The sequence below is a fragment of the Anabaena catenula FACHB-362 genome, from assembly GCF_014698735.1.
Lineage (GTDB): Bacteria > Cyanobacteriota > Cyanobacteriia > Cyanobacteriales > Nostocaceae > Anabaena > Anabaena variabilis_A.
In genome coordinates this window covers 1-15,674 of sequence record NZ_JACJTQ010000074.1, presented here as the reverse complement: position 1 = coordinate 15,674, position 15,674 = coordinate 1, and the positions used below count along the sequence as shown (strand labels likewise).

The window sequence follows — 15,674 nt, the reverse complement described above, 5'->3', positions numbered from 1 at the left end:
GGCATCTCTAACGCTTATTTTAGCGTACCAGCCAGCTACCTTTGCATTGGGGCATCTCACTTTTAAAAGCAGTGGCAGTAACACTTTAGCTATTTCCGGAGATGTCTATTTAGAAAATAGGTGCTATGCACAAACGAGTAAAACTATCCTTTTGTGTTCTGCTTAGGAGTTTGGGAAGCATAGGGATGTGGCTTATTTTAATACGGCAAAAGGATAGTGGAGTCCTAAATTTGGAAATTTAAATAGATTCAAAAATTCAGCAACGCCCAGCTTTCAATAGTTTGCTCCTATTTTGGCAATTTTGGCAACGCCATCAAAAAAACTCTGCGTAATTTTTTCGTACTGCCCTGTTAAGCAAGTGAACACCTTCAAAACTTGAAACTCAGGCAGTTAAATTATGGCTAATATGTCTCCAGCCTCGAAGCGTAGCAAGAGACAACAGTTATTACAAATGTATGGAAATCGCTGTTGCTGGTGTGGTAAGCAAATGACTAAATCGGAAAGAACTATTGAACACTTAATTCCTAAAAGCCGAGGTGGATCTAATAGTATCTCAAATTTGCGGTTGGCTTGTTTCACTTGCAATAATTCCCGTGGCAATAGTCTGTTACCACCAGGGATCAGAAATGCGGGTTTTGAGCTTGCAAATATAACTTACCAATAGCATTTAGTTGAATTTTGTCAAAATATGCTCTCGAAAAATTCTGGATATTGCTATAGATATAAGCATCTGACTACATGAGATAATGGTGATCACAAAAATAACACCTTTGAAAAAAGTGGCATGGATGACTTAGAAGAACGTTTGACTACTTTGATTACACAAGTAGGTCAACATCCACCTAAAAGCATAAAATCGCGTTGCTCCCTGAGTAGATTACTACTAGAAATTCAGCAACTCCCAGGATTACGCAAATCCTCTCATCCAGATTATCCAGCAGCTCTAAGTCTTACTTTTGAGTGGGTGAGCGAGAATATTTCTCAATTTGAGCCTTATTCTGGTTCAGTTGTAGAAAGTTTGACGAAGTGGGTAAACGGCTATCTCCGTTGGCGAATTACAGATTTATATTCTCCTGATAAAGATGCTCCACTTAGCTTAGATGCACCAATTAAATCTGATTTTGGAGAAGTAACTCTACTGGACAAGCTGCCCAATTTTACTTTGAGTGGTTTGGATGGTTTAATTGAAAACTCTCAGAGAGAAACTACTCAACGGATTGCTCTAGAATTAGAGCTTTACATCGAACAAGATCCTGAAGGAAAACTCAAAAATAGTTATCCTAGTTCTTCGGCTCAGTGTAATTGTCAATTCCTTAGTCAGAGGCGTGTACTCAAAGAACCGCCTGACAAATTTGCAGATATAGCAAAAGATTTGAGTATTCCTTACACAACTGTCAATTCGCATTGGAAGAGAAAATGCGAACCAATACTAAAAAAAATTGCTGAAGATTTGGGATATAAACAGGAGCAATCTTTATGAATCGCACAACTTCCCCATTGTTAATGATTCCACTAGATTTAGAGATTCATTCTAGAGCCAGATATTTAGCTTCTCAACAAAGCACTGTAGAAAAAGGAAAACGAGTTTACTTAAATGCGTTAGCGGTTTACGCAGTTCATCGTTATTTAAAATGGTTGCAAATACCAACAGATTTAACAGAATCAGATTGCTGGAATCCAGTAAAAGCAGCTTTATCAAATGTAGCTGATTTGGTAATTCCCAATGTGGGAACATTAGAATGCTGTCCAGTTTTACCCACAGAAACTGTCATTTTATTACCGAGTAATATAGAAAATCGGATTGGCTATGTAGGTATACAGTTTCAGGAAAGTCTCGACTCGGTACAGCTATTAGGATTTGTACCGGCCTTTGATGAAGTGAATGTACCTGTACAGTTAGCAGTCTCAGAACTTCAACCGATTGAGTCTCTATTACAGCAAATTTCTCGTTTAGAAGAAGCGATTGCTTTTCTACAAACTGATGACTCGGTAGCAGTACAAGTCCGTTCTATCTTAGAAAATAAACCTCTAACAGAAATTGCCGCACAATTCGAGCTTCTGTACCGAACTGGTGATGAATTTGAGTGGCGATATGCTGGGGGTGAAATATTAGCGGTTGATGCTATGGCTGTTGGTGCTACTCGTGAAATTATTGAGCAAGATGATAGCGAATTACAAGATTTAGCCGAAATGCTAATGGAGAAGTTAGCAGAAATTTGGGAAGATGCTGCGTAATTTTAGCGCCAGAGGCTGATGTATATAATCACTCACAACATCTAATTGACATGGCTAAAGGATTCGGTTCTCAAAAATCACCAGATTTTACTCAACGCCAAAAAGCTTATTTCAAACTGATTAAGCAGCTACTCAACTGTCCGAGTGGCAAGGAAATGAAGATACTCAGGAAACATCCACATCTGCTTGATGCTGGATTGGTAGAAACTATAGACATGGTAGCTCAAATCCGGGGCAATCAAGGAGATATTCGTTCTGCTTACTTTTTGAACTATTTAGCAAATTGGCTAGTTGGAGAACTGGGATTATACAGAGATGAGCCTTCAGCAACGGATAATTTTATTAGACCTCCGGCTTTTTTGGGTGAAATATTGTGGGCAATCGCTCAAAACAAAGGTAACTCACAAGCCCTTTATTCTCTACTGAAAGCTAACTTAGATCAACTCAATGAGAATTTTTATGAACAATTTAATTACTGGATAAATTTTCACCTAATAAACAACAATTCCATCACAGAAGAATTCATATTAGTCGGATTTTGTATTGTTGATTTTTGTTCCATGCTTTGGGCATTTCCCTTCGGAAATAGGGCGATTAACTTAGAAATTGCCATCACAGGCTTAGAAGCTGCTACCAAGATTTTTAACCGTGAGATTGTCCCAGAAATGTGGGCTGATATTCAAACTAATTTAGCGCCAGCCTACCGCAATCGCATCCAAGGAAATCGCGCCCATAACCAAGAAAAGGCAATTGTTGCTTGTAATAATGCTCAGATTATCTACACCCGCGAAGCTTTTCCTGAAGAGTGGGCAAGAGTTCAAAATAATCTCGGTCTTGTCTATACTGACAGAATTACAGGAGACAAAACTGAAAATATTGAAAAGTCAATTTCTTGCTATGAAACTGCTCTAAAGGTCGTTAACCGCGCTCAACTTCCTGAACTTTGGGGTACTCTTCAAAATAATTTGGGTAATGCCTACCTTTGTAGGATTCAGGGTGATAAAGCACAGAATTTAGAAAAGGCGATCGCTTGCTATCAAGTCGCGCTCCAAGTACGTACCCGTTCGACATCGCCCTATTATTGGGCTAGTAGTCAATTTACCCTTGGTACTGCCTATACTCGAAGGATTCTCGGCAATAAAAAACAGAATCTAGACAAGGCGATTTTGGCATATACTAACGCCTTAGAAGTTTACACTATTTCTGATTATCCTGAACGATGGGCAAGAGCAAAAAGTAATTTGGGAAATGCCTATTATGAAGCCACTCAAATTACTGAATCTCTTGACTGTCTCCGTGCTGCTTTGCAAGTTTTTACTCCTACAGATTTCCCAAGAGATTGCATACAAACTGGATTGATTTTAGGTAAAACAGCCTTGGCTGCTGGAATGAAAGCAGAAGCTTTTGCAGGTTATGCGATCGCCATTGAAGCTGTTGAACAAATTCGCAGTTGGAGTAACATTTCTCAGCCACAAGAAATATCTGAAGAAATATTTGTATACACTAGCATGGTGGTCTTATGTATCGCCAATGGGGAACGAGATAAAGCTAGAGAATATGCAGAGCGTTCTGGGCTTCAACAGGTTTTAAATCTGTTAGATGGTGACGAACTTCAACAAATTTTTTCAGATTCACAATTTTTTGAGCAGTTATTACAGGCAACTTCTGAAAGTAATGGAGAATCACAAGCAGTATATCAAATTCTTGAAAATAATCTCAACAAATTAGATGAACAATTTATTCAGCACTTGCAAAGGCTTGAGGATGTTTTCAGAAAGATACCATCAGGGCAAGCTATTCAAATTGCTGCAACTATTTTAAGTTTGAGTAATTTGATTCGAGAGTTTCCACAAGGTGATAAAGCAATTAACTTAAAAATTGCTGTTACAGGTTATGAGGTAGCGGCTACTGTTTTTACCAAGAAAGATTTTTCTGAACAATGGGGAAATATTCAAGATACACTGCGCGAACTATTGCAGATTCAATTATTTGAAGCATTAGAACCATTAATAAAAAACCAAGAAAATCTCAAAAATATATATCCATTACTAGAAGCAAATAAACACAAACTCGATGAACGCTTTGCAACTGTTTTGCGATTAAAGACAGAAGCTATGCTGTCTGAAGTACCACTAGAGTATGCAAAAGGTATTGCTGTAAGTCTTTTAGGTTTGAGTCTTCAGATTAAAGAATTTCGATATGGCAATGAGGCGAATAATTTAGAGATTGCTATTACAGGATATGAAATTGCTTCTAAAGTTTTGACTTGCGAAGCTTTCCCAGAAGCATGGGGTATGTGTCAATTCGGTTTAGGCAGTGCTTACCACCGTCGAATAAAAGGTGAGCAAGCAGAAAACTTGGAACAATCCCTTTCTTACTTACACAATGCTTTACAAGTCTGTAACCGTGAACAGTTTCCCGAACTCTGGGCAACAATTCAAAATAGTTTAGTGATTGCTTATGGTTTTAGGATTCGTGGTGATCAGGTGGAAAACGCTGAACTAGCAATCAAGGCTGCTGAAGCTGCGATGCAGGTTTTCACTCGTGATCAATATCCTGAAGGATGGGCGCAAGTGCAACAGAATCTAGGCATTGTTTACAAAGATAGCATTACAGGTGACAAAGCTGAGAATTTAGAACAAGCGATCGCTTGTTATCAAAATGCTCTTTCTATTCGTACTCGTGAAGAGTTCCCAGAACTTTGGGCGCAGACTCAATTTAATATGGGATCTGCCTATCGTCAGAGAATTAGGGGTGATGCAGCAGAAAATGTGGAAATAGCGATCGCAGCAAACCAAGCTGCTTTACAAGTTTACACCAAAGCAGACTTCCCCATAAGTTGGGCGGAAGTACACATAAATCTGGCTAATGCCTATCTTCACCGCATTCACGGGGATAGAAACGAAAACTTACAAAAAGCGATCGCTGCTCATCAATCTGCTTTACAAGTTTTAACCAAAGAAGAATCTCCTTGGAAGTGGGCGTTAACTAATCTAAATTTAGGAAATGTTTTCTTAGAACAAAATCAAGTAGAAACAGCAATTACCTGTTATCGTTCAAGTTTAAACATCTTTACTCCTACTGCTTTTCCCGCAGATTGCCTAAAAGCAGGACAAATGCTAGGAAACACTGCTTTTAACATTGGTGATTGGGCTGAAGCGATTAGGGGCTATAGTATGGCAATTGAAGCTGTAGAAACCAGTCGCACTTGGGCAAGTTCAGAATCACGTCGTCAAGAAATTTTAGCTGATTCTCTCCATGTTTATGAAAATATAGTGCAAGCTTGTATTAATAATAAACAACTGCATAAAGCTGTTGAATATGTCGAACGTTCTCGCTCAAAACGACTTGTAGATTTAATGGCCAGTAATGACCTTTATGCAAATGGTGAAATTCCCCCAGAAATTCACCAGTATTTACAACATTTTGAAGCTATACAACGGCAAATTAATCATGAACGAAGACATCATTATCATAGCGATAATTTGGATAGTAATCAACTTAGTAAAAGCCGACAAAATCGCGCTGCCATCAAAGCTGATAACGAAACAATTGCCAATTTGGAAGCTGACAAACAGCAAATTTGGGAACAGATGCGCCGGTTAGATCCTGTATTGGCTGGTCAAATTCAAGTCAGTCCCATGAATTTATCATCTATACAGCAGCTAATTAAACTGCCTACTACAACAGCTATTCTGAGCTTTTATACTACCTCGAATGACACTCATATCTTTATCATTCAGCAAAGCCAAGTTACTTTGCACACTTGTAATGGATTAGGATTTGAAACTTTACAAGAATCTATTATCACTCACTGGTTAGCTCAATATGTTAATAACAAAGATGTTTGGAAAGAACAATTTAGTCAGTTCACATTAGAATTAGCTGAAGTTTTAAGATTAAATGATTTGATTACACAACATCTGAAAAATATTGATGAATTAATTATTATTCCTCATCTAGCATTACATCAAATTCCTTTTGCTGCTTTACCAATTGGAGAAAGTCAATATTTGGGGGATAAATTTTTGATTCGTTATGTTCCAAGTTGTCAAATTCTAGAATTTTGTTATAACCGTACCTCAATAAATAGTAATTTAAAATATGGGATTGTTGAAGATGCTACTGAAGATTTACCTTATGCTAACTGGGAGGGAGAACAACTAGCAACTTTATACGATATTCCCAATCATCAACATTTAAAAGGTAGTCAAGAAGCTAGTGTTAGTAACTATCGGCAACTGCTGCAAAAAGTTCAAGTAATTCATTCTAGTCATCATGCCCAATCACGTCTTGATAATCCTTTAGAATCGGCATTAATTCTAGCAGATGGACGTATTACTTTAGGTCAATTATTAACTCCTGGTTGGCGCACTCCTCAATTAGAAGATGTATTCCTTTCTTGCTGTGAAACTGGCTTAAGTGTTGCTGAAATAACTGACGATATTTTAACTCTTTCCACAGGTTTTCTTTGTGCTGGTGCAAAAAGTGTGATTAGTACACTCTGGGCTGTGGATGACTTGGCAACTGCGTTGTTTTCATTATTTTATCATCAATACCGACAGCAGGGAAATAACCGATTAGAATCACTTAAAAAGGCTCAATTTGAACTGCGTAGTCTTACAGGTGAAACTCTTACCACTATTTACAAACCCAAGTTAAGTTCTTTTTTGACGCAGAAAGCCAAAGAAACCGAAATGCTGCGTAAAAAAACTAAAAAAGAACGAGATATTCATCCAGAAAATTCTCAACTGTATCAGCAACGCAATGAAGAATACAAAAAACATGACCAAATTGGAAAGCGCATTTATGGAGCGAATAAAGATTTGGAATCTTTTTGTTTAGAGTTCAAACCTTTCTTTCACCCTTTTTACTGGGCAGCTTTCACCTGTTCCGGGTTGGGTTAGACTGAGATTAGGTTATTCATGGTCAAATTGTTGACAACTTTTATCCTCATTACTAGAGGAACAAAATCCGTAAGTTCCTGACTGAAGGTGATAACTCTTTAGAGGAGAACGATTAAGTAATTAAGAAAAATTACTTATATATCTCGTTGGCTTTTGTGATTTATCCAATCAAGGATGTAGAATTAAACAACGCAGAATAAATTGTAATCATAAGAATGAGACTATTCTCGTACTGCCTACGTTACGATGATGGCGCAGCCCCTAACCCATTTTGGGGAATCTGTACTCTGGCAATTTGTAAGCCTGCTATTCGACGAGTAGCAAACATCGGAGATTGGGTTGTAGGACTTGGTTCTAGGCATTCACCAATTGGCAGTATTACCAATTGCGTTGTGTATGCGATGCAGATCACTAACAAGATGACATTGCAAGAATACGATGAATTTTGCCGAATTCACTGTCCTCACAAAATTCCCAAGTGGAAGAGCCATAAATTCGAGTATCGAATTGGGGATTGCATTTATGAATACAGCGAGGGAGAACCACCAAGATTACGAAAAAGTGTTCATGAAATGGGTAATAAAGAAGGTGATTTAAAAGGCGTAAATGTGTTGTTATCTGAACACTTCTACTACTTTGGCGACAATCCTATTTTTTTACCTGATTCACTAAACCCAATTATTCATACAAATCAAGGGCATAAATCGACAGCAAATCAGCCATACGTAAAAGAATTTATAAATTGGATCGAAAATTTAGGATATGTTCCTAACCAATTACATGGTGAACCGCAACTCAAGAAAGAGTTCACCTCAAATATTGGCTGTTCCTGCGCTTAATGCTATCTAGAAAAAAGTCTAATTTAAGGCTAAGGCGCTTCCCCGTGATTACAGAAGCTCATGGTTGGTTCAATAGGTTATCATGAGTAGTTCATCCATCAAATATATCAACATTACCAATTGCATACTCCGATGAATCTATGGTCGAAGATGGCAACCCCTGAAGTTCAGCTTTATTCCTCATACTTTCCACCTTATCTGCTTCTCTAATAGCTAATGGATTGATTTGTTTACGTTCTGCTAACAGCGTCGCCACAGAAATCTCCAATGGTGGTAATTTACCATTGCTAGGAACAGGCATATCTTCTGGAAACATTTGACAGAAAGTAGTAGCCGCAGCCCTCTCCACAATAGTTTGGATTTCTGCACCTACACAACGATTAGTTTCTTTCAATAGTCGTCGCCATTCCTCTTGACTGTAAGGGTCAATGCTATTAGAAACATCACCACTAAAACTATCATCAAATCTAGCACAGTGGAGTTTAAAAATACTGTGTCTTTCTCCATAATTAGGCAAATCTACTTTATAAATGTAGTCGAATCTGCCTGCCCTAGTTAATTCTGGTGGTAGCCATTCCAAGCGGTTGACACTGGCGATTACAATTACATCACTGGTACGTTCTTGCATCCAAGTGAGTAACTGTCCTGCTAACCTTCTAGCTATATCATCATCTCCAGCAAATCCCTTATCAAAGTCATCAAAATAAATAACAACTTCATTCAAACAGTCTACTAAATTTAGTAACTGTTTCAGTTTTCTTTCTGCTTCATTACCATAGCTTCTCAAATTACCCCAATCTACTAAAATCAAAGGAACACCTAAAATTTGAGAGCATACTTTAGCAGAATGTGATTTACCCGTACCTGGAGGACCTACCAGCATTATACCTTTAGGAACTCTGAGTTTATAGGCTTTGGCAAGGGGACTAAACAATCTTTTGAATTTCTTAAAAGCCTCCTGCATCAAATCTAATCCTCCCAAGGGAACTTGGGGAGTAGGAATAAACTCAATTCCATAAAGTCTGTTGAGCAAATTGATTTTATATTGGAGTAGTTCTTGGGCTATTGCTTCTGGACTTTTATCATGAGAATGAATTGATTTTAGCCCTTTTATTAAGTCGGAAATATATAGTCCAATCCCACTACGGACAATTGTAATTTTGTCAATTTCGCTCAAATTTGGTGGTAAAATTCCCTCTGCTTCCTCATTAAGACTTGCAGTAATTTCTGAGATATCAGGTAATTCTTGAGTAACTACAGGGATTTGAGCAGCAAGTTCTGGGTGTAAGTTAGCTTGAGAACCTAAAAGAATAGCGCATTTGATTTTACCAACAGTAGATTGGGAGAAGGAAAGATTGAGCAACTTTGATTTCACCCATTCAGATATCAAGAAAAACTGCGTTTCTTGGGCTACATTAGCACTAATCCAAGGATACAAATTCTCGATGATTAATACTCCTTCTCCCTGAAAACATTCCCAAAAATTCAAAATTCTAAAGTGGTCTTTAAGCTCTTGTGTCGGATTTAGGGTATAACCAGAAAAATATTTGAAACTTAAATCTATATTATTGACGCATTCAATTTCCTTAATTATTTCTTGTCCCAAATTCCATAGATAGCACTTAATGCCTATTTTTGAGCAATACTGGCAAAGAGAGCGGAGCATTCGATATCTTTCTTGTACAGGAGATTCACAAATAATCACAGGCTCTCCTGTGCTGATGAAGTTAGTCAGTTTTTCTAAGAATAAGGATGCCATATTATTATATGCAAAAGCTTTCTATAGGATTAGTACCGCAGTGCGAAAGTCAAAATCAATGAATACTGCAGCTTTTCAGATATCTGAAATAGTTGCTAGTAAGTAGGGAGACATAATTATTTATAAGATAATCGAGCAGGTTCAATATCTTATCAAATCATTGATTGATAAGAGTTTGAGATACATTTTCTATCTTAATTTAATTAAACTTGCCTACTTAGTCTGTCAAAATAAATTTGACAGGTTATGAAAATCAAAAAGCTTTAAATTTTATAGTTTTTGGCAAATTTATATCCATCAATTACTTCTTGATAGATTACTAGTACCTCTTGGCGTAAATACACCTACCTTTTACAAGAGTTCTAAACTACAAAGTTTTTACCAATTATAATGGTGGGTTCACTTGTGCCGTGCTGTACTAGATTTATACCAATTCTGCATGATGATTGAATCTTTGAAAATCCAGATTAGCCAAAACTTTGGCTGACATGAGAGTTTCAGCAGACATAACAAGATTTAAATCTGATTTGTATAGCCAAATTATAATGATAATTTGAGGTTTTAGCTAGGATTTAATTACGTAATCTCTTTCTATCAAATGATAGATGCAGAATGTAAATAAAAATAGATTAAGTTACAGATTTAGAGTAAGAAGAGTGTTTTTAAAATAGGAGTATAATCAATACTTTTCTGATTAGTCCACAATTTACTTTGTTGTCTGGGTAAAGGAATTATAACTTTTCCCCCTTAATCAAAAGGTATTGGAAGTGTTGTTACTTGTATGCAACAATGGTGACTAAATTAGTTCCGGTTTATCCTATTATTTTAATTCCCACCTTCGCTGATACTAAAAATCTTTCTCCTTGTATTAAACCGCATGGTAGTGGTAGCGTGACTGTGGGTGCTTCTGAAGAACGGTTTGGACAAGTGCTAAAATATTATTTTGGTGATTGGGTGCGATCGCAACAAGAAATGCTACCAAATGGTCATGACCGCCCTTATACCGCAGACTTTGCAATTATAGAACCAAATACTGAGTTACATCTTGATATTGAAGTGGATGAAAGCCATTGTTTTTCTACAGGAGAACCAACACATTTTATTGGCGATGATGATTATAGGAATAAGTGTTTTGTGGATGCTGGATGGGTAATAATTAGGTTTGCAGAGGAACAAGTAGTTAGTCAGCCAGAACGCTGTTGTCGCTTTATTGCTAATGTAGTAGCAAAGTTGAGTAAAAATGAATCATTGAGTTACCAATTTGCAGATGTTCCACAACTGACTCCTGTTAAGCAATGGTCAAGAAAAGAAGCAGCTTCCTTGAAGAAAAAGAAGTATCGCCAAGGCTACTTGTCAGCTACACCATAAAAATAGCACCGAAAACCACAATCTCCAAATATTCCTGGATCAACTGCATTTTGTGATCCATGTATCACAAAATGCAGTTGAAACCTCCGATAACACCTGAGTTCGATGTAAGAAAATTCGCTAGAAAAGAGTCTTCAAAAGGGTTAGATGCTTGTAGGTAGAGAGACTATATTCTCAATAAATCTTAATTATTGAGAATGACTAGAAAACCAGGCTAGATTAAAGTAAATTTTTATAACAGAATCTAAATTTATATTACGAATACTATTTGAATACCAACTCAAAATACCTCAGATTAGGAACAATAGACCTCTTGCACAATTGTTTCTGTGGTACAATAAGGGGTTTTAGGTTTTATGTAATTTATTTGGGTGTTGTTGCGATAGCTACGCTCGCCGAAGGCATCACAAATTCAAAGATAGGCGTGTGATTCTAACTTTTAGCTAAAATTAAGCCAATCCTCAATTGTAACATAAAATGAATTCTGCAAGAGGTCTAATAAGATAGGCATCGCATTCACAGACTCTTGTTCCAATATTCCAACCCCGTGAGGATTACATCTTCCAACCATAACTTAAACCGCTCTGTTAAGTTATCATCTTCATCAGCATAAGAGAACTGAAATGGAGAATCAGTTAGTGTTTGAATATCACTAATATTGCGTTCACCATCTTCTGTATTATCTCTATGGTAGGCACAACCTGAACATACTAGCAATCCCCGATATTCATGTCCAAGAACATGAAAAGAAAACAAAATTGTCGTTGATATTCCTATATTAATAACCAACTGTATCCAGGCATGATAACTACGAAGATTAGCAAAATATCCTAACTGTTTAGCAGTTTCCACAATTTGGTAACGGTGGTAATATGAACGAGGATCACCAGCAGGCGCACTAATGATAAAAACATCTGCATCATCCACTATATTTTGTACAGATAGCTTGATTTCATTGGCCACATCTTGTGCGCGATTAGAGGCTATTTCAAATAACTTTGAAGCAAAATCTTCAACTTTTTGACTGCGCTCTGGAATAGATGCTGATTGATTTTGCTTGAGCTTTTCAGCAATGGAAGCAATAATAACCTGAGTCCGTCGTGCCTCTGATAACACTTGTTCTGATAAACCAAGACTGCGGAGAAAAGCTTGCTTTTGGCTCTTGGCAAACAAATTAATTAATTTTGATAAATCCCCCTGATCTGCTTGCTCTAAAGCGGTAATGTAATCCGCTCGGTCATCACGAGTCAAAACTAGGGGAAACCAACCAGCTTGAATAAAAACTAAACTGGCAATACATCGAGCAACTCGGCCATTTCCATCCTGAAATGGATGAATCTGTGTAAATCTATGATGCAACCAAGCCGATTCAACTTCAGGAGGAATTTGTTGATTTCGATGTTGATGATGTAATTCAATCAACCTATCCATTTCTGATGCCACTTGTTCTGGAGGGCAATATTCGTGAATAATACCATCTGGTCTGATAGGATTGTTCGGTTGACGCTTCCAGTCACCGCTAATCAGAGAAACACGAATAATTTCCCCTGTTGATGGAACTAAAGCCTCTGTATTATCTTGGTTTTGGGTGAGAACCTGATGTAGCTGTTTTATATAAGAGGTTGATAAATTCCTTTGTCCACCGACAAAATCAAACAATCCTTCAATAGCAGTTTCTTGATCCCTGATTAAAGATACTACTTGTTTTACCGGACGATCTGTCGCTCCATGAGGAATTAGAGATTCGTTAATTCCTTGTTCAATTAAAAGGCGAGTTATTCCTCTATCTATATTGTATAACCGCTCAATAATTCCCGTTTCAATAGCTATTTCCCGGCGTAGTCTTTCCATAAAAACTTTAAATTCACCAGATGCACGCAGCCGCTCTGCCTGCTCATTCCAAACAGTAACCAAAGGACGTAACTCAGAACTAGCTAAATTTTGCCAATTTGATAATATATCTTCTATTGGTTGCCATATCATAAGTAATTACTATTTGATGATTTTCTAATATTTTACCTTAAGTTTTCCAAGTTTTTATGCTCAAACTCTTATTTTTGGTAACCCATATTTTGTGGTAAATTTTATTTGTTGATAAAAGCTAATACTCACTCATCACTTTGGTAAGCTTAGTAGCCATCTCTCACTTTTTTTCTAAATTTACCAAAAAGGCAGGAGTTAGGAGGCAGAGGGCAGGAGGTGGAAGTATCAATAAAAACTTTAGTTCTGGGTCTAAAGCCCAGTTTAAAAAAGGAATTATACCGAGACGCATAGCGCAAGGTATAAAGTGTCCTTACCTCAATCCCATTCTTTTAAGGGTGGGTTCCTCCTGCCTCCTGCCTTCGTCCTCCTGCCTCCTGAACTTACAGATTTCGAGTAATTAGCAATATTTGTTATAACCCTCTTTCATGAAACTGGGAAGCACAAAAATAATTTCCTAATTTTGAAATATAGATGTGATAAAGGTTTGAATATTTTATTAATAACAAAATATGAAGAACATTTTGAAACAGTAATAAATCACCAAAAACCTTGTTAAATAAAGGGTATGGCTAATGGCACGGCTATCAGATTTTTGCTTTCCGAAAGTGATGGAAGAGGGATTCCAGGTTAAATCAGAATTGCAAGTTGTTAAATTTGCGTTCCTAATGGGTTGAAAGCATTTCCACAGGCGACACACCACCCGCTATGAATGGAATAAACACTCGAAATCTAAAAATTTCGTAATGATCAGGGTTTTGGCTCGTGTTTTTTAAAAGTTGAAGTCCTTGCTTTTGTTTTGAATTCATTTGTACGTAAATACACTCGTCTCACCTGTTCTGACTGATTTTTCTTCCCTTTGCAAAAAACTGGGATGCTCCCCACAAATCACCTTCTCTATTTCTGCGATTTCCTCTGCTTGTGGTAATTTTTCTACCATCTGTGCGACTGATTCTTCTGGGGCTGCTTGCCAATTCATATCCGGTTGCACTGGCTGTTGTCTGAGTAAATTCCTAATGAACAATGGCAACGGGAGACAGGAGGCTTTTAACCTGCTTTCAAATTCTAAACCTGCTTCCACATCTTGCAAACGAATAATTAACGTTCCCTCACCGGTCTTCTCTCTCTTCCACTCCAATAATCGCTGCGGTGGCTTCTCTTTTTTCAGCGACTTGTTGATTTGCGCCATCTCCTGGCGAACTTCTGCTACTGTGAGACGTTCTGATTTGAGGCGTTCTAATATTGGTTGAAACTTCTCGCAGCACAAAGCTTTGATTGTGTTGCAATCGAGCAAATCTAGATTGCTAGGTTCGATTTCGGCGATGAACTCACCTACCTTAGCATAGGAGGTGGCCGTGGTTGCTGTCCACTCTAATGATTCTTGAATGGCCTTCAACTCAGTGCGCTGGCACGTCAGTTTTGCAAAGTAGACGGTTTGACACAACTGGATGAAGGCGCGAGTCATTTGTTGCGCTTGTTTCTGAATTTGGTCAAAAATTTGTTGATCAATTGGGTCGAGAGCTGTTAATGTAGTCATAGATAACGACTGCTGCGAATGTGGTCAAAACAAAACGACTCGCCCCAAGTGGTGAGTGAGTTATTGAAATGCAACTCCCGGTTAACTTTCCACTGCTGACCGGGTTTTGCTATTGAAATTATTTTACACTAATTTGTTCAAATTGCGATTACTATGTTGCGCTATCTCTATTCTTTGGGTCCCGTAAGGGATACGAGTCCCATCAGCAATAGAGATAGCACTCCACCACACTGCCGATAGCGTAGCGTGAGCCGTTATGCAATTGCATGAACCAGTCAGAAATTTGGCAATAATGCGGCAATTGGCTACTACCTGACGGGATGACAAAAATGGTTAAGATGCAGACAAAATAAGCCTCATAGCTCTCTCACCCTGTTGATAATACTTCCGCTTATTAGGAGATAATTTCAATAGTGACCTAACTACAGCACTTCCCGCTGTTATGAGGTACAGTTAGCAATAATGAAAAGATAATTTTTTTATGAAAGTATATTCAATCGATCTCCGAGAAAAAATAGTTGCAGCACATATTCAGCAGAAAATATCAATTCATCAAGTAGCAATCAGATTTTCTGTTAGTAAAAGTCTAGTCCAAAAGCTGGGTATTGCAACAATAAACTGATGGAAATTTACAACCTAAGCAGCGAGGGAAGCCGCAGTTTAGTTATCTCACAAATATTGAAGTAGAGTTAAGAGAACTGATTGTAGAGAATCATGATGCAACTTTAATCGAGTTATGCGAATTATTCACGGTGAAGACGGGAAATTGGGTGAGTCGGTCAGCAATGGGACGCTGTTTACAAAAATTAGGATTAAATCGTTAAAAAAACATTGCGGAGTAGTCTCTTCAGCAACAGAAAGAGTCCAAAAATTAAGAACAGAATATTGGGAAAAGGTAAAAGATATAGATCCAGAAAACTTAGTATTTTTAGATGAGACAGGGGTTTTACTAGGCTTGGCAAGGACTTATGCACGTTCACAGAAAGGAACAAGAGTCTACAGTCTAAAGCCATTCTATCGAGGTGCAAAAATTACAGTAATTGGAGCAA

At 37.6% G+C, this 15,674-nt stretch carries 9 protein-coding genes and 1 pseudogene; 7 read left to right on the top strand and 3 right to left on the bottom strand.

All coding sequences use genetic code 11. The features are described from left to right. The first annotated feature begins 397 nt into the window (after nucleotides 1-397). The 5 genes from H6G68_RS25630 to H6G68_RS25610 all read left to right on the top strand — a co-directional run bounded on the left by H6G68_RS25630 (nucleotide 398) and on the right by H6G68_RS25610 (nucleotide 7,981). Nucleotides 398-664 carry an HNH endonuclease gene (locus H6G68_RS25630; protein WP_071192002.1) on the top strand — a complete coding sequence of 89 codons (267 nt, stop codon included), beginning with the start codon at nucleotides 398-400 and terminating at the stop codon, nucleotides 662-664. A 120-nt stretch (nucleotides 665-784) separates the two neighbouring features. After that, on the top strand, nucleotides 785-1,480 hold the full coding sequence (locus H6G68_RS25625; protein ID WP_190909169.1) for a hypothetical protein: 696 nt from the start codon (nucleotides 785-787) through the stop codon (nucleotides 1,478-1,480). Then, the gene (locus H6G68_RS25620; RefSeq protein WP_190909168.1) at nucleotides 1,477-2,235 is read left to right on the top strand and encodes a DUF1822 family protein; all 759 of its coding nucleotides are present in this window, start codon (nucleotides 1,477-1,479) and stop codon (nucleotides 2,233-2,235) included. The genes H6G68_RS25625 and H6G68_RS25620 overlap by 4 nt, the downstream gene beginning before the upstream one ends. A gap of 50 nt (nucleotides 2,236-2,285) precedes the next feature. Further along, nucleotides 2,286-7,142, top strand: a complete 4,857-nt coding sequence (locus H6G68_RS25615; RefSeq protein ID WP_190909167.1) for a CHAT domain-containing protein — start codon at nucleotides 2,286-2,288, stop codon at nucleotides 7,140-7,142. 215 nt (nucleotides 7,143-7,357) lie between these two features. Beyond that, on the top strand, nucleotides 7,358-7,981 hold the full coding sequence (locus H6G68_RS25610) for an Nmad2 family putative nucleotide modification protein (protein ID WP_190909166.1): 624 nt from the start codon (nucleotides 7,358-7,360) through the stop codon (nucleotides 7,979-7,981). A gap of 91 nt (nucleotides 7,982-8,072) precedes the next feature. Here the strand turns inward: H6G68_RS25610 and H6G68_RS25605 are convergent, their stop codons facing one another. Further along, nucleotides 8,073-9,740: an ATP-binding protein gene (locus H6G68_RS25605; protein WP_190909165.1), complete on the bottom strand. Its 1,668-nt coding sequence runs from the start codon at nucleotides 9,738-9,740 to the stop codon at nucleotides 8,073-8,075. Nucleotides 9,741-10,529: 789 nt separating this feature from the next. Here H6G68_RS25605 and H6G68_RS25600 point away from each other — a divergent pair. Beyond that, nucleotides 10,530-11,108 carry a PDDEXK family nuclease gene (locus tag H6G68_RS25600; protein WP_190909164.1) on the top strand — a complete coding sequence of 193 codons (579 nt, stop codon included), beginning with the start codon at nucleotides 10,530-10,532 and terminating at the stop codon, nucleotides 11,106-11,108. A 516-nt stretch (nucleotides 11,109-11,624) separates the two neighbouring features. Here H6G68_RS25600 and H6G68_RS25595 read toward each other — a convergent pair. Together H6G68_RS25595 and H6G68_RS25590 are read right to left on the bottom strand one after the other, a co-directional pair. Continuing rightward, a complete protein-coding gene (locus H6G68_RS25595; protein WP_190909163.1) occupies nucleotides 11,625-13,091 on the bottom strand; it encodes a Fic family protein in 1,467 nt (488 codons plus the stop codon). Nucleotides 13,092-13,893: 802 nt separating this feature from the next. Beyond that, nucleotides 13,894-14,625: a hypothetical protein gene (locus H6G68_RS25590; RefSeq protein WP_190909162.1), complete on the bottom strand. Its 732-nt coding sequence runs from the start codon at nucleotides 14,623-14,625 to the stop codon at nucleotides 13,894-13,896. A 736-nt stretch (nucleotides 14,626-15,361) separates the two neighbouring features. Between H6G68_RS25590 and H6G68_RS25585 the strand changes: the two are divergent. Further along, nucleotides 15,362-15,674, top strand: a pseudogene (locus H6G68_RS25585) (IS630-like element ISAtsp7 family transposase); the annotation flags it as partial.

Excerpts from the sequence above, each read along its gene's own strand:
- H6G68_RS25630 (WP_071192002.1), top strand. The coding sequence starts at position 398 with ATGGCTAATATGTCTCCAGCCTCGAAGCGTAGCAAGAGACAACAGTTA.
- H6G68_RS25625 (WP_190909169.1), top strand. The coding sequence starts at position 785 with ATGGATGACTTAGAAGAACGTTTGACTACTTTGATTACACAAGTAGGT.
- H6G68_RS25620 (WP_190909168.1), top strand. The coding sequence starts at position 1,477 with ATGAATCGCACAACTTCCCCATTGTTAATGATTCCACTAGATTTAGAG.
- H6G68_RS25615 (WP_190909167.1), top strand. The coding sequence starts at position 2,286 with ATGGCTAAAGGATTCGGTTCTCAAAAATCACCAGATTTTACTCAACGC.
- H6G68_RS25610 (WP_190909166.1), top strand. The coding sequence starts at position 7,358 with ATGAGACTATTCTCGTACTGCCTACGTTACGATGATGGCGCAGCCCCT.
- H6G68_RS25605 (WP_190909165.1), bottom strand. The coding sequence starts at position 9,740 with ATGGCATCCTTATTCTTAGAAAAACTGACTAACTTCATCAGCACAGGA.
- H6G68_RS25600 (WP_190909164.1), top strand. The coding sequence starts at position 10,530 with ATGGTGACTAAATTAGTTCCGGTTTATCCTATTATTTTAATTCCCACC.
- H6G68_RS25595 (WP_190909163.1), bottom strand. The coding sequence starts at position 13,091 with ATGATATGGCAACCAATAGAAGATATATTATCAAATTGGCAAAATTTA.
- H6G68_RS25590 (WP_190909162.1), bottom strand. The coding sequence starts at position 14,625 with ATGACTACATTAACAGCTCTCGACCCAATTGATCAACAAATTTTTGAC.